Here is a 22,438-nt window from a genome sequence, read left to right on the forward strand (position 1 = left end):
GGATCGACAGGGTCCTCCGAGGTTGGGGGTGCAGGATTCGTTGTGTTGATAGCTCGGGCCTGGTTGTTGTCAGGTGACGGGGAGTGGACACTGCCTCCGCATCTCCCATGTGGGTTCTGCTCTCCGTGTGCCGGGCCGGGGCTTTCAACGGTGGGTTGCGCATGATCCACCTGTGCTGTCGGCGGCGTCCCGACCCCTCGCCGGGCGCCGCCGACGTACGTCTGCGGCATTCCGCCGCGATCAGTACTCGTATTCGCGATTGCCCGTCAGGTTGGGCAGGCGCCGGCGGCCCGCGGCCAATTCGGTCGCCAGATGCTCGTAGGCGATGGAGAGCTCGGTGAGCCGCAGCGCCGCATCATTGATCGCATCGTCCGGCGAGCTGGCCAGCGTCACATAGGCCAGGGCCGAGAACTGCGCCAGGCGATCCACCACCGTGCCGACGGTTTCGGTATGCAGCTGGGCATCACGGGCGGCCTTGGGGAGTTCGGCTGCCACCCAGCGGTCGATATCGAGCACCATGTGCGCCCGTTCCTGATCTATGCGCCCGGTTGCCACCGCGGTCAGTCGTCGCTCGTGCAGATCCGCCAGCAGCCCGGCGCAGCGCAGCACCGGATGATCTTCGGGGGGCAGGCCGCGGCAGGCCTGCAGCAGCAGATGTTTCGGGGGGAGCAGAGGCACGGCCGCCATAGTGCTACGCGAATATCTCCGATTGGCAACAACATTCGCCGGACCTGCGGTGCAACCCCGTGCCGGAGCGGTGATTACCGGCCGGATCCGAGTTGGTCCAGGACCCACCGGCCGACGGTGGCATCGAGGGGCAGGTGCTGATGTGCGACGCTGCCGGGTCGCAGATCCTGCACGAATTGGTTTGTCACGCCGGGCTCGTCGATGAACGAGGCCGGGCCCGCCGGGGTGACCGTGGTGTCGTCGCGGGTGGCCAGGACCGCGTAGCGCACGCCCGGCTGGGCGATCGGGCCGTCATCGAGGGCGTTCATGAAGGTCGAGCCCACCTCCAGATCGGCGCAGGCCGCGCAGAACGCGGGCAGTACCTCGTTGTCCACGGCGCTGCGCACCGCGGGCGCCTGATCCACGAGACCGACCAGGCCCGACAGGGTGGTGCCGTGGGTACCGGGGGCCAGCAGGAGTTCGGTGTGCACGTGCCGCGCCTGCCCGAGATTCTTGGCGTAGTACTCGGCGATGGTGCCGCCCTGGGAGTGCCCGACGATATCGACACGGGCCGCACCGGTCCGGGTCAGCACCCCGTCGATATAGGTCGCGACCTCGGCGGCGGCGCGGGCGATGGGTGCGATGCCGCCGTAGGGCAGGGGTGAGCCGTCCTGCCCGTAGCTGGGTGCGAAGACGCAGTATCCGGCCGCGGTCAGGTTGGGCGCCAGCACATTCCAGGCGCTCGCATCGTCCATGGTGCCGTGCAGCAGCACCACCGGGTACGGATGGTCGGCGGTGGGGCGGCAGGTTCCGGCCGGATCGGCGGGCCCGGCGGCCGCGGGTGTGGCGGCCATACCGGTGAGGACGGCTGTCGCGACCGCTGCCGCCAGGGCTGTGCCCGAGATTCGAACCATTGCCCTCTCCTATCATGAATTGTTTTGTGTTGCGCCAGTTCTCGGCATTCAGCCGGCAGGGTTACCCACGGCGCGAACCTGATCGGCGAATACCGGATAAGGGTTGCCCTTGGTGCCGGACCACAGCTGCTGCGCCATGATGGGCAATCTCGCCCGGACCGGATCGACCATCTGCTGTTCGGTCATGGCATTCGGATCGTCGGCCCAGACGAACAACTTCGAACCCAGCAATCGATCGTGCTGATCGGCCCGCAATCGGGTGCCGTTGACAAACAGTCCGGGGTCCCAGGCGTAGAGCAGTTCCGGCGGTGAGTTCAGTGCGGCGGCGGTACCGCCGGTGGCCCAGTAGGTGGGGGTGAAACTCGCATTGCTGAGCGTGAAGCCTTGGTCGGCAAGGGATTCGGGGCCGTTCTGAGTGCCGATCCAGGGGATCAATCCGTTTCCCCCCGTCCAATAGTCGACGATGATCGATCGGTCGACCGGTATGCGTCCACCGGCCGGAATGCCGTCATTCCACATGCGGGGAGTCTTACCGTAGGACCGGACGATGCCCGCCGCCCGGTTCACGGTGTCCGAGACCAGATCCTGACCGGTGAACTGCGGGCCGAGCGTGGTGTGGGCGTAGTCGGTGAGCTGCGGAAAGCGGCTGTAATCGCTGACGTACTCATCGCCGCCGACGTGGAAATAGCGGCCGGGGAACAAGGGCACGAATTCCCGCAGCAGATCTTCGATGAGCGGCCGGGCGGCCGGATTCGACAGATCGATGCGGCCCTGCGCGGTGCCCGCGAGCAGACTGTCGGTGGCGGCATCGACCGGACTCGTGGTGGCCGGGTGCAGGATCAGGTCCGGATGCGATTCCAGAATGCCGTTCATATGGCCCGGAAATCCGATCTCGGGCATCACCTCGATGCCGTAATCGGCGGCATAGGAGATTATCTCGGACATTTCAGCTCGGCTGTAATGCTGCGGCGAGGTGATCTCCGGATGCGAGATGCTCGCCAGCCGGAACCCGTAACTATCCGAAAGATGCAGCTGGATGAGATTCATCCGGTAGTAGGCCATCTCGCGGATGCGCTGCTTGATCCAGTCGACGGTGAGGAATTTGCGTCCGAGATCGAGCAGCAGGCCGCGCTCGCCGTAGTCGGGCCAGTCCGTCACGGTTCCGAACGGCAGGGCCGTGCTCTGCGAGAACCATTGCAGCAGTGTCTGTGTGGCGTGAATCGCGCCCTCGGTGGTGCGGGCGGTAACGGTGACGGTGTCGCCGATATCGATGCGGTACGACTCCGGCTGCGGCGGGCCGGAATCGTCGATGCGCAGTGCCACCGCACCCGGACCCGCCGCGCCGCCGCCTGCGGTCGCGACGTGACCGGCGCGAGTCAGATCACCGGCCAATCGGGTGGCGATCGGCGCGGCCGCGCCGGAGGCCACGATGTGCGCGCCGCCCGCGAGATCGAAATGTCCTGAGCCCGGCGTGAATTCGCGCACGCTCGGCACCGTCACCGGCAGGACGGGCGCGATATCGGCCCGTCCCGCCGGTGCGGGCAGAGTGAGACTTCCGGTGAAGAACGCGGCCGCCCCCAGTACGGCCGCGATCGTCAACGGCAGCCGGCTCACGAGGCGCGCACCGGCAGTTCCGCCACGGACGGCGCGGAGAAGACGACCCGACTGCCCATCGGGGTCGAACTCTCGAACGGGATCGGGTCCTGGGTGGTGACGGTGAGCGTCAGGCGGTGGCCCGGTGCGAGATTCCAATAGGTCGGTGCGAGATCCCACTGCACCGTGTTCGGAGCGCCCGCGGCGAGACCGTGCCGGGTGATCGGCCAGTAGCTGATCGTCTTGCCACTGCCGTCGGGGCCCTCGTCGTAGAGGATCCCGATCATGGTCAGATCCGAAGTCGACGGCGCGACAGTGAGATCGAGGTGCACGCTGCCGGAGACGACGCCGCCGTTCGCGAACGGCTCGGTGCGCCAGACGCCCGCGTCATCGCGGTCGACACTGCTGATCGGGATGGCCGGAGCCAGTCCCAGCTGTGCCAGGGAACCGGTGACGTAGGGGACCGCCGCGATGGCGGTTGTCGGTCCGGAAGTCAGTGGCTGACTCCAGGATTCGTTGGGATCCCCGCCCAGCACTCCGGCCGCGGGGGCCGAGAGCGGGAAGTCGCGGAGCGGGGCCCGCGCATCGGCGACCGAGTCGAAGTGCACCAGCGCCTGGGGATCGGGCAGCAGGCTGACGGTATCGGCGGCCTGGATATTCACCGTCGGCTCCTGGTCGATGCCATTGTCCGTTCCGTTGACGTAGTGGTCCAGCCACCGAATTCCGGCGTCCCAGTACGAATTCGGCAGCCCGACGATCTGGCCCGCGCCGCCGGCGGTCGAATGATCGCCGGGCGCCAGATACAGCATCTTCGGCCCGGTGAGCTGATCGAACAGGGAGTACACGGGTCCGACGGGCAGCAGGCTGTCCTGCCAGTCGTGGGCCAGGAAGACTGCCGTGCCATTGGCATTGAGCTTCGGTATGGCGTCGGCCAGCACATGCCGCGAAGCCAGCGAATCGAAGGCGACGCCGTTGCCGCGCACGATCGCGTCGAGGCCGCGCCGCACGAGCTCCGGACCGAACCGGTTGGTCGCGACCCCGGCCAGCGCGAGGGCGACCGGGCCGCCGGTCTTCGGGGTGCCGTTCGGTGCGAGCGCATCGGCCAGATCACCGGGCGGGGAGTCGGCGACAATGGCCTTGATGCGTGAATCATGCGCTGCCGCAAGCACGCTCAGCCCCGCACCGTACGAGCCGCCCGCGACCGCGATGCGCTCCGGGTCCACATTGAGATTGGCGATGGCCCAGTCGATGATCGCCGACGCGTCCTCGGCATCCTTCTCGCCGAACACGTCCACATCGCCACCGGAGAGGTACATGCCGCGCGCGGTGTATTCGATGGAGACGAAACCGTCCGCGGCGGAAAGCTTGTAGGCCGATCCGAGGCTGCCCATCGCGGGCACTCCCCATCCCGACGGCTGCAATACCAGCGCGTTCCGGTGCGCGGCGAGGTCCGGCGGCGCCGTGATCACGGCATTCATCGGCACCCCGTCCGCGCCCGGGATGAAGAGCGTGGTGATCTGCCCGCCCGGGATGGGCACAGCGGCGGCGGGCGTGAGGGACAGGGTGGCGCCCGCCGCGAACAGCGCGGTCGCGGCGAGTGCGCGGAGAAGTCGATTGCTCATGATCGCGTCCCCTCAGTGCAGATTCGCGATGAGCTGGCCCAAATTCTGCAACAGCGACACCGGCGACATGAGCAGGTAGCCGAGGATCGTGCCGAGGAGGTCGGGTGCGGGAAGTTCATGCATGAGGTGTCCTCTGCAGCCGGAATCGATTCACCGAGAGTAATTGAGCGTTTATGCTCTGTCTATACGGAAACCGATCATTAACAATCACAAACATTGGGTTGATCCCTGGGTCTCCTCATGTCAGGAGCCATGTCAGGTCTGCGTCAGGCCCGTATCAGGCGGGCTGGCGAAGGTATTCCCATGACAAGTTCAGCGATCGCGGCCTCCGGGTTGCGAAAGACGTACGGGGACAAAACAGTTCTCGATGGCATTGACCTCAATATCGGCGCAGGCACGATCTTCTCGCTGCTCGGCCCGAACGGTGCGGGGAAGACGACGGCGGTCAATGTGCTGACCACACTGCTGACCGCCGACGGCGGCACGGCGAGTGTGGCCGGGCACGATATCGCCACCGAACCCAAGGCGGTTCGCAAGGCGATCGGCGTCACCGGGCAGTTCGCGGCGGTGGACGATCTGCTGACCGGCGAGGAGAACCTGCGATTGATGGCGGATCTGCATCGCCTGCGGGGCAGCGAGAGCAAGCGGGTGGTCGCCGGCCTGCTGGAGCGATTCGATCTGGTGGAATCGGCGCGCAAGCACGCGTCGACGTACTCCGGCGGTATGCGCCGGAAGCTGGATCTGGCGATGACGCTGGTCACCAGGCCGGAGATCATCTTCCTGGACGAGCCGACCACCGGACTGGATCCGCGCAGCCGGCGCACCATGTGGGACATCGTGCGGGATCTGACGGCCGACGGTGTGACCGTCTTCCTCACCACCCAGTACCTCGAGGAAGCCGATCAGCTGGCCGACCGGGTCGCTGTGCTCGATCAGGGGCGCATTGTCGCCGAGGGCACGCCCGCCGAGCTCAAGCGCCAGATACCGGGCAGCCACATCCAGGTCACCTTCACCGCTGTCGCGGAAATGGATGCGGCGGAACGGATTCTGCCCGGTTCCACCCGCGACGACGAGGCGCTGGCCCTGCGGATTCCCGGCGACGGGAGCACCAAATCGCTGCGCGAGCTGCTGAATCGGCTCGCCGACCACTCGATCGAGACCGCGGACGTCTCGATCCACACCCCCGATCTCGACGACGTTTTCTTTGCCCTGACCGGACACGCGACCACGGAGGCCGACGCATCATGAGCACCCTTTCCGCACCACTGGCAGACGCGTCGATCATGTTGCGGCGCAACTTCAAACACACCGCACGCACGCCCGTCACGATCTTCAACGCGGCCCTGATGCCGATCATGATGTTGCTGATCTTCGTCTACGTCTTCGGCAATGCCTTCAATGTCGGCGAGAAGTACATCAACTACGCCCTGCCGGGCATGATCCTGCTGGCCATCAGCTACGGACTGTCCTCGACCGCGGTATCGGTGAACTCCGATATGACCAAGGGCATCATCAACCGGTTCAAGGTCATGGACGTCTCTCGCGGCGCGGTGCTGACCGGCCACGTGGTGGCCACCATGCTGACCATCGCGATCTCCACCGCGGCCGTCATCGGCGTCGGCTTCGCACTGGGATTCCGTTCTGCGGCAAGCCCGCTGGAATGGCTCGGCGCGATCGGAGTCATCGCGGCGACGGCCTTCGCCACCGCCTGGCTCACCGTCGCACTGGGCATGGCCGCGAAGACTCCGGAATCCGCGGGCATGACCACCGTGCCGCTGATCATGCTGCCCTTCGTGAGCAGTGCGGTCGTGCCGGCGCACCAGATGGGCCAGGGCATCCGGCAATTCGCGGAGTACCAGCCCTTCACTCCGATCATCGAATCGCTGCGCGGCCTGCTCACCGGCAACCCGTCGGGCGGCTACACGGCCGCCGCGCTGGCCTGGTGCGCCGGTATCGCCCTGGTCGGATACCTGTGGTCCCGTGCCACATTCAGCAAGCGAGCGTAGTTTCGATCAGCTCATGCCAGCTGGTCTGCGCACCCTCCCGCATCGCCTCGGCGAACTTCGGTTCGCCGAGGCTTTCGCGCGTGGCCTGTTCGATGCGGGCCGCATCCGGATGCGACCGATCCGGCAGACCGCGCACCGTCGCACTCGCCGCGAGCAGTCGCGCGGCCTGCTCGTACTGTTCCCCGCGCAGCGCCTGGTCCGCGATTCCGATGAGCACCTGCGCGATCAGGGGTGCGTACCCCGTCTCGGATGCCGCCCGGAATGCCGTGACGCGGTGCTCGCGGGCATCCTCGAGGCTGTCGACGACATAGCCGAGCAGATCATGGGTCACCGCCCGGATATTGGTCGACTCGGTATCCAATGTGACTGTCGCGACGTCGATTTGGCGGTAGACCTGATCGGTGTCGCCGCTCCAGCGAGCCAGCTCCGCCTGCGCCAGGGCCAGCTCGGCCAGTGCGTTCGGCCAGGCGCAGCGCTGCGCGCACCGCTGCGCCTCGGCCATGGCGGCCGCGCTCGCCTCGGCATCATCGAGCAGCCAGTACAGCTGCGCCTGCCGCGCCCGCAGCTGCACCACGTCCTCGAGCGCGCCGGCCTCGGTGACCACCGCGATCGCCTGGTCGAAATGTTCGATCGCACTGCGGAATTCGCCGCGCATGGCGATGCGATTCGCCACCTCGGTCAGCGCGAACGACATACCCCAGCGCTCGCCGATCGCCCGGAATTCCGTGAGCGCCTGCTCCAGATACGCATCCACATCCTGCATATCCCGGCCGAGCACGATCCGCATCTTGCCCATCTGCAACCGGGCCAGTGCGCGTACCCACGGGTCCTCATCGGTGAGCAGCGGTTCGAACGCGGTCAGAAACGCATCCGGCCCCTGCAGCATGCGCTCCAGCGCGCCGACGAATCCGAGCAGCGGGTTGCGGATCTGGGAGTCCCGGCTGTAGTGGTGCGCCCGGTGTATCCAATCCTCCACTTGGAACTCGTCATTCCGCCCGGCGGACACGAAATGCACGACCAGCGTGTACACCATGGCCCGGGTGTCGTCGTCCACCTCACCGGGCGCCTCGGCGGCCGCGATGATGAGCTCCATGCCCTCGGCCTTGTGCCCGCCGAGCCACCAGTACCAGCCGGCGGCCGCCGCGAGCCGCATGGCCCCGGTCGCATCGCCGGCCGCGAGCGCGGCGCGCAGGGCGGCGGCGATATTGTCGTGCTCGGCCGCGAGGGTGGCGAGCCACTCCAGCTGCTCGGCGCGGCGCAGATGCGGATCGGCGGTGGCGGCGAGCTCGGTGAAGTACGCGAGATGCGCCCGGCGCGCGGACTCCGATTCCCCTGCCTCCGTGAGCCGTTCCCGGGCGTACTCCTTGATCGTCTCGAGCATCCGGTAGCGCGGTGCGCTATCGCCCGCCGCGGGCCCTGCGCTGCTCGCCACGGTGCGCAGCAGCGATTTCTCGGTCAGCGCGGTCAGCAGCTCGAGCACCTCCCACTGCTCGACCGCACCGCTTGCGACTGCTTGCAGGTCGCTCGAAATGGCACCGCTTGCGTCTCTCTGCAGGTCGCTCCACAGGGCATCCCCGGCGCAGACCTGCTCGGCGGCGTCCAGGCTCGCGCCGCCGGCGAACACCGAAAGTCGGCGCAGCACAGTGCGTTCGGCGTCGGTGAGCAACTCCCAGCTCCAGTCGACCACCGCGCGCAGCGTCCGGTGCTGCGGTATCGCGGTACGACTGCCGCCGGTGAGCAGACGGAATCGATCGTCGAGGCGGTTGGCGAGCTGATCGAGGGACATGGTGCGCAATCTGGCCGCGGCGAGTTCGATGGCCAGCGGTATCCCGTCGAGCGCGCGGCAGATGCGCGCCATATTCGAGAGTGCGTGGGCGTCCGCCGCCAGCGACTGGCTCACCGCGCCGGCGCGGTCCTGCAGGAGCTGAACAGCGGGGGAGGACTCGATATCGGCGGGAGCCGCGTCCGCGGCCGGTAGCGCCAGCGGCTCGACCTGCCACAGCGCCTCACCCGTAATGCCGAGCGGCTCCCGGCTCGTCGCGAGAATCCGCAGTTGCCGGCACTCGCCGAGCAACCGGTGGGCGAATTTCGCCGCCGCCTCGATCACATGCTCACAGTTGTCCAGAATCAACAGCGCTTCGCGCCCGCGGAACGCGGCGATGAGCCGGTCCATCGGTTCCGCATCCGGTGCGCCGCCGAGCAGCGCCTCGCGGAGTCCGAGCGCGGCCAGCGTCGCCTGGGCCACATCACCGCTCGCGCCGATGGGCGCGAGTTCCACCAGCCAGGCCCCGTCCGGCAGTTCGCCGAGCAGGGTCTGCGCGGTTTCCACGGCCAGCCTGGTCTTACCGGAGCCCCCGGGCCCGCTCAAGGTGGTGAGCCGGTGCTCCGCAACAAGTTCGGCCACCGCGGCGACGTCGGCGGACTTGCCGACGAAGGTGGTCAGCTCGGCCCGCAGGTTGGTCTTGCGGACCTCCTCGGTCGCCGGAGTCGGCTCCGGTGCGTCCAATTCGCCGCGCAGTAGCGCGACGTGCAGTGCGGACATCTCCGGCGAGGGGTCCACGCCCAGCTCGTCGGCGAGCGCCTCCCGCGCCCGCTGGTACACCTGCAGGGCCTCGGTGCCTCGGCCCGCGGCGCCGAGGGCGCGCATGAGCGCGGCGGCGAGTCGTTCCCGCACCGGATGCCGGGCTACCGATTCGGTCAGCTCCGCGACCAGTTCCGCACCCCGGCCGAGGCGGATCTCCACCTCGTAGCGATCCTCCAGCGCGGCGAGATGCAGCCCCTCGAGCCGGGTGACGACGGCGTCGAAGGCCTCGCTGTCCTGCAGGCCGACGTCCTGCATCACGGTGCCGCGCCACAGTTCCAGGGCCTCCCGCAGCAGCTGGGCGCGGCGCGGGTCCGCGCTGCCGCGGGCCTGGTCGAGCAGCTCTTCGAACCGCACGGCATCGACCGCGTGCGGTTCCACGGTCAGCCGGTATCCGCCCGTCTGCACCTCGATCGAACCGTCCGGCAGCACCCGTCGCAGCCGGGAGACCAAGGCCTGCAGCGCATTCGCCGCATCGGCGGGCGGCTGCTCACCCCAGATCCAATCGACCAGCTTCGCTTTCGAGACGGCACGCCCGGGTTCGAGGCCGAGTGCGATCAACAGCGCACGCAGCCGGGCGCCCGGCACCTCTATCGCACCGCCGTCATCCGCCCGAATAACCAGCGGTCCAAGCATCCCGATCTGCACCCGGCTCATCTTGCCGTGCACGCTCGCCGGGCCGCCAGCCTGCCCCGTGCCCGGATTGTCGGCTCTCCCGCGGCAACCGGTCAGCAATCGGGGTGGAATCGGAGTGCACCGATTCGCTCGGCGGCCCCGGGCATCCGGCTCACACCAGATCGACTCGCACACCGGCGGCGCGCAGCCCGGCGACGGTCTCCGGGTCGGCGTCGGAATCGGTGACCAGGACGTGGATCCGCTCGATCGGGCAGATCCGGGCCAGTGCGGTGCGCTGGAGTTTGTCCGAGGTCGCCACCGCGATGACATGCTGTGCGCGGCGGACCATTTCGGCATTCACGCCGGACTCGTCGAGGTGGGTGCACTGCGCACCGCCGTCGACGGAGAGCGCGTTGACGCCGAGAACCAGTGTGTCCAAGCGCAATTCGGCCAGGGAACGCTCGGCGAGCGGGCCGTGCAGTTCGTAGGACTCGCGGCGGGCCATACCGCCCAGGCAGATGGTGCGCAGATACGGGCGCAGGACCAGCTCGGAGGCGATGTTCAGCGCATTGGTGACGATGGTGAGCCGCTCGTCCGTGGCGGTGGCCAGGTCGGGGCGGCTCGCCAGCGCGCGGGCCACGGCGGTGGTGGTGGTGCCGCCGTTGAGCCCGACCACCGCATGCGTATCGATGAGCCCGGCCGCGTGTTCGGCGATGCGCTGCTTGGCATCGTCGCTGTGCCGGTACCGGGCGGGCAGATCGTAGGCGACCGAGGTCGCCACAATGCCGCCGTGGGTGCGGGTGGCCAGCTGCTGGTCGGCCAGCGAGGTGAAATCGCGGCGGACGGTAGCGGCGGAGACGCCCAGTCGTTCGGACGCCTCCTCCACCGAGAGCCGGCCGGATTCGGCCAGCAGCTCGAGCAGCCGGTTCCAGCGGGTGGATCGATCGGCCGCCGCGGTCATTGCACCCTGCCTGTCATTTCACGCTGCCGGCCGTGAGACCGGCGACCAGACGTTTTTCGATGAATGCGAAGAGGATGACGACCGGCACGATACCGACGGTAGAGATGGCGAACACGTATTGCCAAGCCGTGTCGTACTGACCGATGAACTTCGTCAAGGCCACCGACAGCGGCTGGTTCTCCGGCGTGGTCAGGATCACCAGGCTGGCGGCGAATTCGTTCCAGCACGCCACCATGACGAAGATGGTCGCGGTGACGATGCCCGGCCACACCAGCGGCAGGCTCACCCGGCTCAGGATCTGCCACCGGCTGAGTCCGTCCAGCTGTGCGGCCTCCTCGATCTCCACCGGGACAGAGGCGAAGAAGCTGTGCAGAATCCACACCGCGAAGGACAGGTTGAAGGCCGCGTTCACCAGGATCATGGCCAGCCAGGTGTCATTGATGCCGAGTGCGAAGAACTCCCGGATCAGACCGGTCACCAGCACGGTCGGCTGCAGCATCTGGGTGATCAGCACCACGCCGAGAAAAGCGGCGCGGCCCGGAAAGCGGCGGCGCGCAGTGTAATACGCGGCCGGAACGGCCACCGCCAGCACCAGCAGGGTCGCACTCACCGAAATGACGATCGTGCTCACCAGATTGAACGGCAGCGGCGTTTCCGGGGTGTTCCACATGGTGGAGTAGTTGTCCGGATGCCAGACGTGCGGCAGATAGGTGGGCGGAATGCGCAGGATCTCGGCGCGGGATTTGAGCGAGCCGAGCACCATCACCACATAGGGGATCAGGAAGAGCGCGGCGAGCAGCACACCGACCGCGGTCAGTTCCCAGCGGCGTCGTTTCCGCCGGGGCGCAGGATGTTTCGCCGCGGCGGCGCTCGCGTCGGGTGTGGGGAGCGTAGTCGTCACGAGTCCACCTGATCGGTCGGGCGGATCACCTTCACGTAGATCGCGATGATCACCACGATCAGCACGAAATTCAGCACGCTCATGGCCGCGGCGGTACCGATCTGCTGGTTCTGCCGAATGAGCTTGAAGGTGAGCGTGGTCGTGGTGTCGGCGGCGAATCCGGCGATGCTGCCGGTCAGGACCTGCAGAATCGGCAGTGAATTGAACGCGTTGATGATGTTGATGATGGCGGCCACCGCCATGGCCGGGCGCAGCTGCGGCAGTACGAGATGGCGGTAGCGCTGCCAGGAATTCGCGCCGTCCATCCGGCCCGCCTCCACCACCTCGGCCGGAATCGCCTGCAGCCCGGCCAGAATCGTGTAGGTGGTGAAGGGGATGGAGACGAAGACGCCGACGCCGATCGCCACCAGGAAGGCCTGGGTGGGCTCCTTGGTGAAACCGAAACCCCGGTCCAGCACGCCGATATCGACCAGGAACCGATTGGCGATGCCGACATCCGGGTCCAGCATGTAGTAGAAGATCGTCGTCGTCATCATCACCGACGCGGCCCACGGCACCAGCACCGCCAGCCGCACCGCGGTCCGTCCCGGGAAGTCCCTGTTGAGGAACTGTGCCAGTCCGGCCGACAGCACCAGCGTGATGAATACGACCCCGATCACCCAGAACGCTGTGTGCCACAGCACCGATCCCAGCTCCGGAATCGCGAACAGCGTGCGGTAGTTCCCGAATCCCGCCGAGCCGCGATCCTGGCCGTAGGGGGACAGATTCCGGGTGCTGGTCCAGAACATGTATCCGGCGGGGAAGACGACGATCGCGACCACCAGGATCAGTACCGGGCCGACCCACGGCAGGGCGGCCAGCCCTGCCGTGAATCTGGTTCCGCGCCTGCTCAATTCGCGGCCTGCTGGATCTTCTTCAGCACATCGGCCGGATCGGCGCCCTGGGTGATGGTGCCCAGCTGCTGCTTGATCGCGCCCTGTGCCGCCGCCCATTTGGGATTGTTGCTCGGGTAGAACTTGGCGGCCGGCAGGGTGGCAGCGAAGGCCTTGGTCACCGGATCGTCGGCGAGGGCGGTGAGGCCGCTGACGGTGATCGGAATGAAGTGTTCGGACTTCACGAAATTCGTATAGGCGTCCGGCGCGTAGAAGTAGTCGAGCAGCTTCTTGATGGCGGCCTGCTTACTGCCGTCCTTCTTGAAGGCCATCAGATGATCGGCCACACCGAGGGTCACCGGCTGCCCGGATTCGGTCGGCGAGGGCGCGGTCGCGTACTTCAATCCCGGGTTCTTGTCGGCGATCATGCCGATCAGCGGCGGCAGGCCCTCGATCATGCCGATCTTGCCCTGGATGAAGGCATTGAGGACGTCCTTGCGGTCGGTCGCACCCGGATTCGGCTGCGTCACACCGGCATCGGCGAGCGACTTCATGGCGCGCACACCGGTCAGATTCTCCGGGGTGTCGACGGTGACCTTGCCGTCCGCCGACCAATTGCCGCCCGCGCCGAAGGTCCAGATGGAGGTCTCGCCCTGCGTTTCCTCACTGCCCAGCGGCAGGCCGTACCCGGAGACGCCGCCGCCGAGCGCCTCGACCTTCTTGGCCGCATCGGTGAGATCGGCCCAGGTCTTGGGCGGGGTGGTGACGCCGGCGCGGGTCAGCAGGTCGGTGTTGTAGAACAGGGTCCTGGTGGAGGCGAACAGCGGTAGCGCCCACTGGGTTCCGTCCATGGTGGCGTTCTGCTTGAAACCGGGCTGGATATCGGCGAGCACCGAATCGGAGACGATATCCGAGGCCGGATACAGCATCTTGTCGCCCGCGAAGCTGGAGTAGGCGTCGATATTGAGCACGTCCGGCGTGCTGGAGGTCGACTGCAGATCGGTCCGCACCACATCATTGATGGTGTCCCAGGACTCCACCTGCAGATTCACCGTGATGTCCGGGTTCTGGTCGTGGAAGCCCTTCAGGATGCCCTCCCACAGCGCCTTGGTGCCGTGCGGGCCGTCGCTGTAGGCGGGAACCAGCAGGTTGAGGTTGTTCGGCCCGTTATCGGAGGAGCTCTTCGAGCCGAAGCCGCAGGAGGAGGTGGCGAGGACGGCTGCCGTCAGCACTGCCACGCCCGCAATGGTCTGGTGGAGGGATCTTTTCACTTGTGGAACCTTTCGATACACGCACCCGGGCGAAACCGAGGATGATGAGGTCGAACGGGTGATTGTTGTCGAATCTAACGCAGGCGTGATCGATTGTGACTGCTTTGGCTGTAAATTTGACATGTACGATCACTGAGCGCAGGCTGGGCTGGTGCTGTCCTCCGCCGAAAAACCCTCAGCCACTCATCTCTCCGCCGAGATCGCCTCGCAGCCCGACAACTGGACCGGGGCGCGGACCGTTGCCGCGGCCCATCGCGCACTGCTTCCGGTCTCCGGCGACAGTGTGGCCGCGATCGGTTGCGGCACATCCCTTTTCATGGCGCGCGCGTACGCGGCGCTGCGCGAGGGGTCCGGACAGGGGCTGACCGATGCCTGGCCTGCCGGGCAGATGCCGATCGGCCGCCGGTACGACAGGTATGTGGTGATCTGCCGGTCCGGCACCACCACCGAGGTGATCGATGCGCTGCGCGCGCTTCCGGCCGGGGCGCCGCGCACGATCATCTGCTCGAGCCCCGGCACACCCGTGCTCGCACTGGGCGATTCGATCCTCATCGATGAGGTGGACGAGCGGTCGGTGGTGCAGACGCGCTTCGCCACCACCGCGCTGGCCATTCTGCGCTGGAGCCTCGGCGAGGATCTCACGCCCGTAATCGCCCAGGCCAGAGCGGTATTGGCCGAGGACCCCGCGACCGCTCTCGGCGCGGTGCGGTACGCGGACCAGATCACCTTCACCGGAATGGGTTTCGCCGCCGCGCTGGGCGAGGAGGCGGCGCTCAAACTGCGCGAATCCTGCCAGTCCTGGACCGAGTCCTACCTGTCCACCGAGTACCGGCACGGGCCGATCAGTATCGCCGCGCCCGGGCGTGCGGTGTGGGCGCTGGGTCCGCTGCTGCCCGGATTCGCCGCGGATATCGCCGCGACCGGGGCACATCTGGAGCACCGGGCCATCGATCCGATGGCGGATCTTGTTCGCGTGCACCGGCTCTGTGTGCTCCGTGCGGCCGATCTGGGCCTGGATGCCGACCATCCGCGTAGCCTCACTCGCTCGGTAGTTCTCGATTCCTGAGCGGAGCCCGGCATGAATCTGCAAACCGTCATCGGACTTGGAGCGGACGCGCTCGTGCTCGGTCTCGATGTCGGCGGCACCACCATCAAGGCGGAAATCACCGACGCCGAGGGCGTCGCACTGGCCGCCGGTGATATCGCCACCCCGCGCGGAGCGGCGGCTTTCACGGCCATGCTGGAGCTCGGGGATGCGCTGCTGGGCAAGCTCTCCGCGGCGGAGCGGTTGCGGGTGGAACGCGCGGCGGTCCTGCTGCCCGGGGTGGTCGACACGGACCGGTCGATCGCGGTGTTCAGCAGCAATATCGGCTGGCGGAATGTGGCGGTGGGTACCCGGTTCAGTGATCGGTGGGGGATGCCGGTGCTGCTCGAACACGATGTGGCGGCGGCCGGCTGGGCGGAATGGCGGTTCGGCGCGGGGCGCGACCGGGATTCGGTCTGCGTGGTCATCATCGGCACCGGAATCAGCGGAACCCTGTCCGTGGGTGGGCGATTCGTACGCGGCGGCATCGGCCAGGCCGGGGAATACGGCCATATCGCGGTGCGCAAGGACGGCCTGCCCTGCCCCTGCGGCAATACCGGCTGCGTCGAGACGGTGGCCTCGGCCGCCGCCATCGCCCGCGCCTACGCCCGGCGCACCGGTACCGAATGCCTCAGCGCGGCAGTCGTCTTCGACCGTCTCGCCCATGATTCGGAGGCGCGTGCCGTTCTCTACGATGCCGTCGACGCCCTCGCCGCCGGGCTGCTCGGCGTCGTCCATGCCACCTGTCCCGAACTGATCGTGCTCGGCGGCGGCCTCGCCGGCGCGGGCGACGCCCTGGCCCACCCGCTGCATCAGGCCCTGACCGAACGCCTGCGTGTGGTCCCCGCGCCCGAAGTGGTCATCGGCGCCTTCGGTGCGCGCGCAGGGCTCACCGGCGCCGCCCTCTTCGCCAGATGCGGTGTGCTCGCATGACCACTGCGAGAGGCGCCGACCCGATAAGCCCGTGCCGGTGGCGGACCCCACACCGAGCTTCGGGCCGCGCGCGGAGGTCGGGCGCATGAGCGGCGCTTGGCGGAATCCCGCGCGCCTGTCCACGAGCGGAGGAGGCCGGGCGGAGCAGGGTGCCGGCAGGTGGGGCTCTGATGCGGGGATGCATATTCGCGGGCGAGTCCTCTCGGCCACACAAGATGTCGCCGACGGGGTGATCTCTGTGGCGGGGGAGCGGATCACCGCGGTGCACACGCTTGCCGAATGGGCTGTGAGGCATCCGGATTCGGCGGAACCGTCGTTCGAAGGGCTAGTGCTACCGGGGTTGGTCGACATTCATGTGCACGGGGGTGCGGGGCATCGGTTCGACACCGTGGATCAGGGGGAGGCGGCGGGGGCTGCGGAGTATCACCGGTCACGGGGGAGTACCACCGTGCTGGCGGGGATCGTGAGCGCCGCACCGGACGCGATGGTGGCGCAGGTCGCGGCGCTGCGGGAACTGGCCGAGTCCGGGGTGATCGGGGGGATCTATGCCGAAGGGCCCTTCCTGGCGGGAACACGCTGTGGGGCGCACGATCCGCGGTATCTCATCGATCCGGATGCGGGGCTGGTCCGGCGGTTGCTCGCAGCCGCCGGTGGGCAGCTGAGGATTATGACTGTGGCACCGGAGCTACCCGGATTCGACTCGGTCGCAGGGCTATTGGCTGATCACGGGGTGACGGTCTCGCTCGGTCACAGTGATGCCGACTTCGCGTGCTTCCGGGCGGCCTTGCGGCCCAATGGTCCGGCGAGATCGGTGACCCATCTCGGGAACGGGATGCCGCCGCTGCACCATCGATCGGCCGGGCCGGTGGCCGCCGCGCTCACGGCCGCGGCGGGTGGCAATGCCTCGGTGGAGCTGATCGGGGATGGGGTGCACGTCGACTCCGGTTTCGGCGCACTGGCTTTCGCTGCCGCTCCGGGCCGGGTCGCGCTGATCACCGATGCCATGGCGGCGGCCGGGATGCCGGACGGCGCCTACCGGCTCGGATCGCAGGATGTGCGGGTCAGCGATGGGGTGGCGCGTATCGCGACTGGTTCCATCGCCGGTGGCACCGCGCATCTGCTGCGGTGCCTGGTCTGGGCGGTGCATGAATGCGGTGTGTCCCTGGCCGACGCGGTGCGCGCGGCCACCGCGACACCGGCGGGCATTGCCGGTCTGGCCGGTGTCGGTGAGGTGAGGGCCGGGGGATATGCGGATCTTCTGGTGGTCGACGACGAATTGGCGTTGCGCCGGGTGCTGTATCGGGGGCGCTGGCTGTGATTCTCACGGTGAGCATGAATCCCGCCTACGACCTGACCTATCGGCTCGATCGCTTCGAATACGCTGCGGTGCAGCGGGTTCCGGTGCTGACGCAGCGGATCGGCGGTAAGGGAATCAATGTCTCGCGGGTGCTGAACGCGCTGGGAAACAGTTCCGTGGCAATGGGATTCGCCGATCACGCCTTCGCCGTCGAGGCGGCGCGTGAACTGCCGGTCGACTTCGTGACCGCGCTGCCGCGGGTGCGGCGCACCGTCGTCCTCAGTGAGGCCGACGGCACCACCACCGGACTGTGGGAGCCGGGTGCGGAATTGGCCGATCCGGAGCGGGCCATGGCGGATCTGCGCCGCCGGATCGGTGAGCTACTGCCGGCGACCCGGGGCCTGGTGATCTCCGGTTCGCTGCCCGGCGGGGTGCGGCCCGACTTCCCGGCCGAGCTGGCGCGGCTCGCGGTCGCCGCCGGAATCCCCGTCATCTGTGATGTCGACGGTGCGGCGCTGCACGCTGCGGTGCGGGTGCCGGGCGTGGTCCTCATGCCCAATACCGATGAGCTGCTTGCTCTGACAGGTGTCGCGCCGGGCACTTCGGCCGAAGTAGTGACGGTGGCGAAGCCCCTGCTGGATGCCGGAGTCGCCGCGATCGTCGCCACCCGGGGCCACGCGGGCATGGTGGCCGTCACCGCGACCTGCGCCTGGTCCGCGCACTCGCCGGAGGTGATCTCCGGTAATCCGACCGGTGCGGGTGATGCCGCCGCCGCTGCCGTCATTGCCGGGTTGGCTGCCGGAATCGGCTGGCCCGCACTGCTTGCCGATGCCGTCGCCACCTCGGCGGCGGCCGTGGCCCGGCCGGTGGCCGGCGAGATCGACCACGAACTGCGGGATCGCCTCATTCGACAGGTTCGAGTGGAACCGGTGGGCGGGCCGAACATCCAGGAGCAGCCATGCCTTTGACACCTGTCCCGAGACTGATCGAGCTGGCCGGGCCGGGCGGACTCGGCGCCTTCAATGTCATCACCCTCGAGCATGCGGAAGCCATCGCCGCTGCGGCCGAAGCCACCGAAAGGCCTGCGATACTGCAGATTTCAGAGAATACGGTGAAGTATCACGGTGGTCTCAGACCACTGGGCCGCGCTTGCCTGGCGATCGCCGAGGACAGTACGGCCGCTCTCGCGGTGCATCTGGATCATGCGACGGATACCGCACTGATCCGGGAGGCGGTCGAGCTCGGGCTCGGCTCGGTCATGTACGACGGCGCCGCGCTCGCGTACGGCGAAAATGTCGCTGCGACAGCAGAAATCACGCGCTGGTGTCATGAGCGGGAGGTTTTCGTGGAAGCGGAACTCGGCGAGGTCGGTGGCAAGAACGGCGCACACGCGCCGGGCGTGCGCACCGATCCGGACGAGGCGGCCGCTTTTGCCGCCGCCACCGGTGTGGACGCCCTGGCCGTGGCGGTCGGGTCGGTGCACGCCATGCAGACGCGGGCCGCGCTGCTGGACGAGGAGCTCATCACCCGCCTCGTCGCGGCTCTCGATATTCCACTGGTGCTGCACGGCTCCTCCGGCGTGCCCGACGAGGGTCTGCGCGCGGCCGTCCGGCACGGCATGGTCAAGATCAATTACGGCACCCGCCTGAATATCGCGCTCACCGAGGCCGTCCGCATCGCCCTGGCCGCCGCCCCCGGAACGTCGGATCCGCGAAAGTACCTAGGCCCGGGGCGTTCCGGCATTCAGCGGGATGTCGAACACCACCTGCGTGTCATTGCGGCCCGCACGCTGCGTGCCGTGCCTAACTGAGCTGTCGACCAGCAAGTATTCCTCGCACGAATTGCTGCCTTTGCGAACCTCTTTGCTGCCCTTTCGCGAGGTTTGGGGGTTGCGTCCGTTGCTCGGACGTGGACTAGCTGTAGTGGTGATCCTCACCGTGACCATGAACCCCGCCTACGACATGACGTACCGGGTCGAGCATTTCGAGCGGGGTCGTGCGCATCGGGTGCGATCGGTGGACCAGCGGCTCGGCGGTCGCGGCATCAATGTGAACCGGGTGCTCAATCAGCTGGGCAAGTACGCGCGCGCCACCGGGTTCTCGGACCACTCCTTCGCCGCCGCGGCCGAATTGGAGATGCCGGTCGACTTCGTGCACGCGCTGCCGTGGGTGCGCCGCACCGTCGTGATCAGCGAATCCGATGACGGCACCGCCACCGCGCTGTGGGAACCCGGACCGCGCATCTCCGAACCGCACGCCGTGGACCAGCTGCGGGTGCGGGTGGCCGGAATGCTGTCCGATATGAGCGGCATGGTGATTGCCGGATCGCTGCCCGGCGGCGTCGACGCGAGTATGCCCGCCGAGCTCGCCCGGACCGCCGTGCGCGCCGGGGTGCCCACCATCTGTGATGTGGACGGCGCGGCCCTCGAACTCTCCGCCAAGGTGCCCGGGGTGGTCCTCATGCCCAATATCGAGGAATTGGAACGGCTCACCGGCCGTCCCGCCGGTACCGCCTCGGAAATCCTGGCTGCCGTGGATCCGCTCATCGCGGACGGCGTCGGCGCGGTCATCGTCACCCGCGGTGGGCTCGGCATGATCGCCGTGACCGCCGGCCGGGCGTGGTCCGCCGCGCTACCGAAAGCGCTTGCGGGCAATCCCACCGGCGCGGGGGATGCCGCTGTCGCGGCGGTCATCTCCGGCCTGTCCGCCAATCCGGCTCCGCACTGGCCGACCCTTCTCATCGATGCGGTCGCCACCTCCGCGGCGGCCGTTGTCATTCCGGTCGCGGGTGAGATCGACCGTGTGCTCCGGGATCGCCTGACTCCAACTGTCCGGGTGACCGAACTCGAACCCGTTGCCGCCCGGCCGTAGTGACGCCCGCGTAGCCGCCCGTTTTGTCGGAAATGACTGACCTGTAGCGGCGGCGTGGTTTCGGGGGAGGCGGCGGATGACGGGGTAAATTCGGTGGGATGTCGGACCTCCGAATGCCGCCCGATCAGGGGCCGGACCTGGATGAGACATACCGAATGCCGCGGGCGGTGCGCGCGGCACAGGTGATCGCGGTCGGGATGGCCGTGGTGGGGATTCTGTGTGCCGCATCGTCCGGATGGTTGCTGGGCGCCCGGTCCGCGATGGAGACGGCCGTACCGTTCCTGCCCAGCTGGCTGCTCGGGCTGGTGGCCTTGACCTTCCAGTCCGTCGGGCAGTCGGTGCGGATCGGGGCGATTCTGCTGGCCGTGCTGGAAATGTTCTGGACGGTGCCGTCCATTACCGAGGGACATCCGCCGGGGCCGCTCGGGCCGATCAGTGCGCTCGCGGTGATCGTGCTGCTCTTTCGCCGGGAAGCCCGGGACTGGTTCGAACCCGCCGCCTGGTGAAGGTTCGGTAATCGAGTTCGGCCATCGGCCGTAACAGGTTGGTCATCTCGTCGCCCGATTCGCAATGTCTGCGCAATTCCCGGCCTTTACCGTGGCCCTATGAGTTCGGAAGCCGGCCCAGTGAGTTCGGACGTTGCCGCCGGAGGAACAGGCATTCATATCAGCGGTCTGAGCAAGACCTTCCGGTCCGGGCGGCGCAGCGTCGCCGCGCTGGACGCGGTGGATCTGCATACCGCGCAGGGGGCGTTCCTGTCGCTGCTCGGCCCGTCCGGATGCGGGAAATCCACCATCCTGCGCATTCTGGCCGGACTCGACACCCCGAGCGCCGGCACCGCCCGCATCAATGGCGAGACCCCGGCCGAGCTGCGGCGGCGGCACGAATTCGGTATCGCCTTCCAGGATTCGGCGCTCCTGCCCTGGCGCAGTGTGGAATCCAATATCAAGCTGCCGCTGCAGGTCGCGGGGCTGCCCGCGGATCCGGAGCTGATCGCGGACCTGGTCGCGCTGGTCGGCCTCGAAGGCTTCGAGAAGGCCAAGCCCGCACAGCTGTCCGGCGGTATGCGGCAACGGGTTTCGATCGCGCGCGCCCTGGTGGTGAAGCCCAGCATCCTGCTGCTGGATGAACCCTTCGGCGCACTCGACGATATGACGCGCCAGCGGCTGAACCTGGAACTGCTGCGCATCTGGACCGAAAAGCCCGCCACCACACTGATGGTCACGCACGGCATTGCCGAGGCTGTCTTCCTTTCCGATGTGGTGGCGGTGATGAGCCCGCGACCCGGCCGCGTGGTCGAGATGGTCGATATCGACCTCCCGCGCCCGCGCACGCCCGAGATGATGCGCACCCCCGAATTCCACAAGCTCTGCGATTACCTCTCCGAACTGCTGTTCGGTCGCACCGGGCACGGCGGGGTGGTGGCGGAATGACCGGCGTGGCAACGGAAGTCGAGACGGCGCGCGACTGGGCCGCGCTTCGCGCCCGCATACCCTCGACCGGACTCGGAGGCTTGGCGGGGATCGTCGCGCTGCTTGCGGTCTGGGCGCTGCTGGCGGCCATGAAGGTGGCGAACGGCACGATCCCGGGACCGTGGCTGGTGCTGCACACCATGTACAGCGACGGCTGGGCGCTGTACGGGCCCAACTTCCGGGTCACGGCACAGGGTGCGCTGCAGGGGTTCGTGTGGGGCAATGCGCTCGCGATCGTGCTGGCGCTGCTGGTCGTGCTGATTCCGCCGATCGAAATGCTGGTCACCCAGCTGGCCATCCTCAGCTACTGCACGCCTCTGCTGGCGCTCGGGCCGATCATTCTCGTGGTTTTCGGCGGGCGCACCCCGACGGTGTTCCTGGCCGCCATGTACTGCTTCTTCCCCACCATGGTCGGTGCGGTGACCGGGCTGCGCTCGGCCGACAGCACCAGTCTCGATCTGGTGCGCGCGTACGGCGGCGGGCGCTGGCAGCGCATGCGGCAGGTGCAGCTCATCTCGGCGCTGCCGAATACCCTGGCGGCCTTGAAGATCGCCGCGCCGTCCGCGGTGCTCGGCGCGATCATCGGCGAATATCTGGGCGGGGTGGACAGCGGGATCGGGGTGGCCCTGACCGCCGCGCAGACCTCCTACAATGTGCCGCGCACCTGGGGTATGGCCCTGGCCGCCGCCGCACTCGCCGGACTCGGCTACGCCGTGGTGGCCCTGGTGGCGCGGCTGGCGCTGCCGTGGACCCGAGCCGAGGCGCAATGAGAAACGAGCA

General features: G+C 67.9%; 20 protein-coding genes. 11 read left to right on the forward strand and 9 right to left on the reverse strand.

Annotation, left to right across the window (positions count from 1 at the left end; genetic code table 11):
- Positions 1 to 240: 240 nt before the first annotated feature.
- From ABZX86_RS32575 to ABZX86_RS32590, 4 genes are all read right to left on the reverse strand, one after another.
- A complete protein-coding gene (locus ABZX86_RS32575; protein ID WP_355129053.1) occupies positions 241 to 687 on the reverse strand; it encodes a DUF4254 domain-containing protein in 447 nt (148 codons plus the stop codon).
- A 74-nt stretch (positions 688 to 761) separates the two neighbouring features.
- Entirely contained in the window at positions 762 to 1,580 is an 819-nt protein-coding gene (locus ABZX86_RS32580; protein WP_355129055.1) for an alpha/beta fold hydrolase, read from the reverse strand.
- A 48-nt stretch (positions 1,581 to 1,628) separates the two neighbouring features.
- Complete coding sequence (locus ABZX86_RS32585) at positions 1,629 to 3,194, reverse strand: glycoside hydrolase family 20 protein (RefSeq protein ID WP_355129057.1); 1,566 nt, start codon at positions 3,192 to 3,194, stop codon at positions 1,629 to 1,631.
- The gene (locus ABZX86_RS32590; protein WP_355129059.1) at positions 3,191 to 4,795 is read right to left on the reverse strand and encodes a CocE/NonD family hydrolase; all 1,605 of its coding nucleotides are present in this window, start codon (positions 4,793 to 4,795) and stop codon (positions 3,191 to 3,193) included. The genes ABZX86_RS32585 and ABZX86_RS32590 overlap by 4 nt, the downstream gene beginning before the upstream one ends.
- A gap of 303 nt (positions 4,796 to 5,098) precedes the next feature.
- On the opposite strand from ABZX86_RS32590, the gene ABZX86_RS32595 reads away from it, so the two are divergent.
- Together ABZX86_RS32595 and ABZX86_RS32600 are read left to right on the forward strand one after the other, a co-directional pair.
- Positions 5,099 to 6,043, forward strand: a complete 945-nt coding sequence (locus ABZX86_RS32595; protein ID WP_355129061.1) for an ATP-binding cassette domain-containing protein — start codon at positions 5,099 to 5,101, stop codon at positions 6,041 to 6,043.
- Positions 6,040 to 6,801: an ABC transporter permease gene (locus ABZX86_RS32600; RefSeq protein WP_355129063.1), complete on the forward strand. Its 762-nt coding sequence runs from the start codon at positions 6,040 to 6,042 to the stop codon at positions 6,799 to 6,801. Before ABZX86_RS32595 ends, ABZX86_RS32600 begins: the two co-directional genes overlap by 4 nt.
- Here the strand turns inward: ABZX86_RS32600 and ABZX86_RS32605 are convergent.
- The 5 genes from ABZX86_RS32605 to ABZX86_RS32625 all read right to left on the reverse strand — a co-directional run bounded on the left by ABZX86_RS32605 (position 6,785) and on the right by ABZX86_RS32625 (position 14,002).
- On the reverse strand, positions 6,785 to 10,039 hold the full coding sequence (locus ABZX86_RS32605) for a BTAD domain-containing putative transcriptional regulator (RefSeq protein WP_355129065.1): 3,255 nt from the start codon (positions 10,037 to 10,039) through the stop codon (positions 6,785 to 6,787). The genes ABZX86_RS32600 and ABZX86_RS32605 overlap by 17 nt on opposite strands.
- 130 nt (positions 10,040 to 10,169) lie before the next feature.
- Positions 10,170 to 10,958: a DeoR/GlpR family DNA-binding transcription regulator gene (locus ABZX86_RS32610; protein ID WP_355129067.1), complete on the reverse strand. Its 789-nt coding sequence runs from the start codon at positions 10,956 to 10,958 to the stop codon at positions 10,170 to 10,172.
- A 13-nt stretch (positions 10,959 to 10,971) separates the two neighbouring features.
- Entirely contained in the window at positions 10,972 to 11,859 is an 888-nt protein-coding gene (locus ABZX86_RS32615) for a carbohydrate ABC transporter permease (protein WP_355129069.1), read from the reverse strand.
- Entirely contained in the window at positions 11,856 to 12,752 is an 897-nt protein-coding gene (locus tag ABZX86_RS32620) for a sugar ABC transporter permease (protein ID WP_355129071.1), read from the reverse strand. The genes ABZX86_RS32615 and ABZX86_RS32620 overlap by 4 nt, the downstream gene beginning before the upstream one ends.
- On the reverse strand, positions 12,749 to 14,002 hold the full coding sequence (locus ABZX86_RS32625) for an extracellular solute-binding protein (RefSeq protein ID WP_355129073.1): 1,254 nt from the start codon (positions 14,000 to 14,002) through the stop codon (positions 12,749 to 12,751). Before ABZX86_RS32625 ends, ABZX86_RS32620 begins: the two co-directional genes overlap by 4 nt.
- 151 nt (positions 14,003 to 14,153) lie before the next feature.
- Between ABZX86_RS32625 and ABZX86_RS32630 the strand changes: the two genes are divergently transcribed.
- The 9 genes from ABZX86_RS32630 (at position 14,154) to ABZX86_RS32670 (ending at position 22,428) form a co-directional block, all read left to right on the forward strand.
- Positions 14,154 to 15,068: a sugar isomerase gene (locus tag ABZX86_RS32630; protein ID WP_355129075.1), complete on the forward strand. Its 915-nt coding sequence runs from the start codon at positions 14,154 to 14,156 to the stop codon at positions 15,066 to 15,068.
- Between the two features lie 12 nt (positions 15,069 to 15,080).
- Positions 15,081 to 16,019, forward strand: a complete 939-nt coding sequence (locus ABZX86_RS32635) for an ROK family protein (RefSeq protein ID WP_355129077.1) — start codon at positions 15,081 to 15,083, stop codon at positions 16,017 to 16,019.
- Between the two features lie 178 nt (positions 16,020 to 16,197).
- Positions 16,198 to 17,337, forward strand: a complete 1,140-nt coding sequence (locus ABZX86_RS32640; RefSeq protein ID WP_355129079.1) for an amidohydrolase family protein — start codon at positions 16,198 to 16,200, stop codon at positions 17,335 to 17,337.
- Between the two features lie 8 nt (positions 17,338 to 17,345).
- Complete coding sequence (locus tag ABZX86_RS32645) at positions 17,346 to 18,284, forward strand: hexose kinase (protein WP_355129081.1); 939 nt, start codon at positions 17,346 to 17,348, stop codon at positions 18,282 to 18,284.
- A complete protein-coding gene (locus tag ABZX86_RS32650; protein WP_355129083.1) occupies positions 18,275 to 19,126 on the forward strand; it encodes a class II fructose-bisphosphate aldolase in 852 nt (283 codons plus the stop codon). The genes ABZX86_RS32645 and ABZX86_RS32650 overlap by 10 nt, the downstream gene beginning before the upstream one ends.
- 112 nt (positions 19,127 to 19,238) lie before the next feature.
- The gene (locus tag ABZX86_RS32655; protein WP_355129085.1) at positions 19,239 to 20,186 is read left to right on the forward strand and encodes a hexose kinase; all 948 of its coding nucleotides are present in this window, start codon (positions 19,239 to 19,241) and stop codon (positions 20,184 to 20,186) included.
- Between the two features lie 98 nt (positions 20,187 to 20,284).
- The gene (locus ABZX86_RS32660; RefSeq protein ID WP_355129087.1) at positions 20,285 to 20,692 is read left to right on the forward strand and encodes a hypothetical protein; all 408 of its coding nucleotides are present in this window, start codon (positions 20,285 to 20,287) and stop codon (positions 20,690 to 20,692) included.
- A gap of 99 nt (positions 20,693 to 20,791) precedes the next feature.
- Positions 20,792 to 21,619: an ABC transporter ATP-binding protein gene (locus ABZX86_RS32665; RefSeq protein ID WP_355129089.1), complete on the forward strand. Its 828-nt coding sequence runs from the start codon at positions 20,792 to 20,794 to the stop codon at positions 21,617 to 21,619.
- Positions 21,616 to 22,428: an ABC transporter permease subunit gene (locus ABZX86_RS32670; protein WP_355129091.1), complete on the forward strand. Its 813-nt coding sequence runs from the start codon at positions 21,616 to 21,618 to the stop codon at positions 22,426 to 22,428. The genes ABZX86_RS32665 and ABZX86_RS32670 overlap by 4 nt, the downstream gene beginning before the upstream one ends.
- The last annotated feature ends 10 nt before the right edge of the window (positions 22,429 to 22,438 follow it).

The organism is Nocardia sp. NPDC006630, assembly GCF_040611495.1.
GTDB lineage: Bacteria > Actinomycetota > Actinomycetes > Mycobacteriales > Mycobacteriaceae > Nocardia.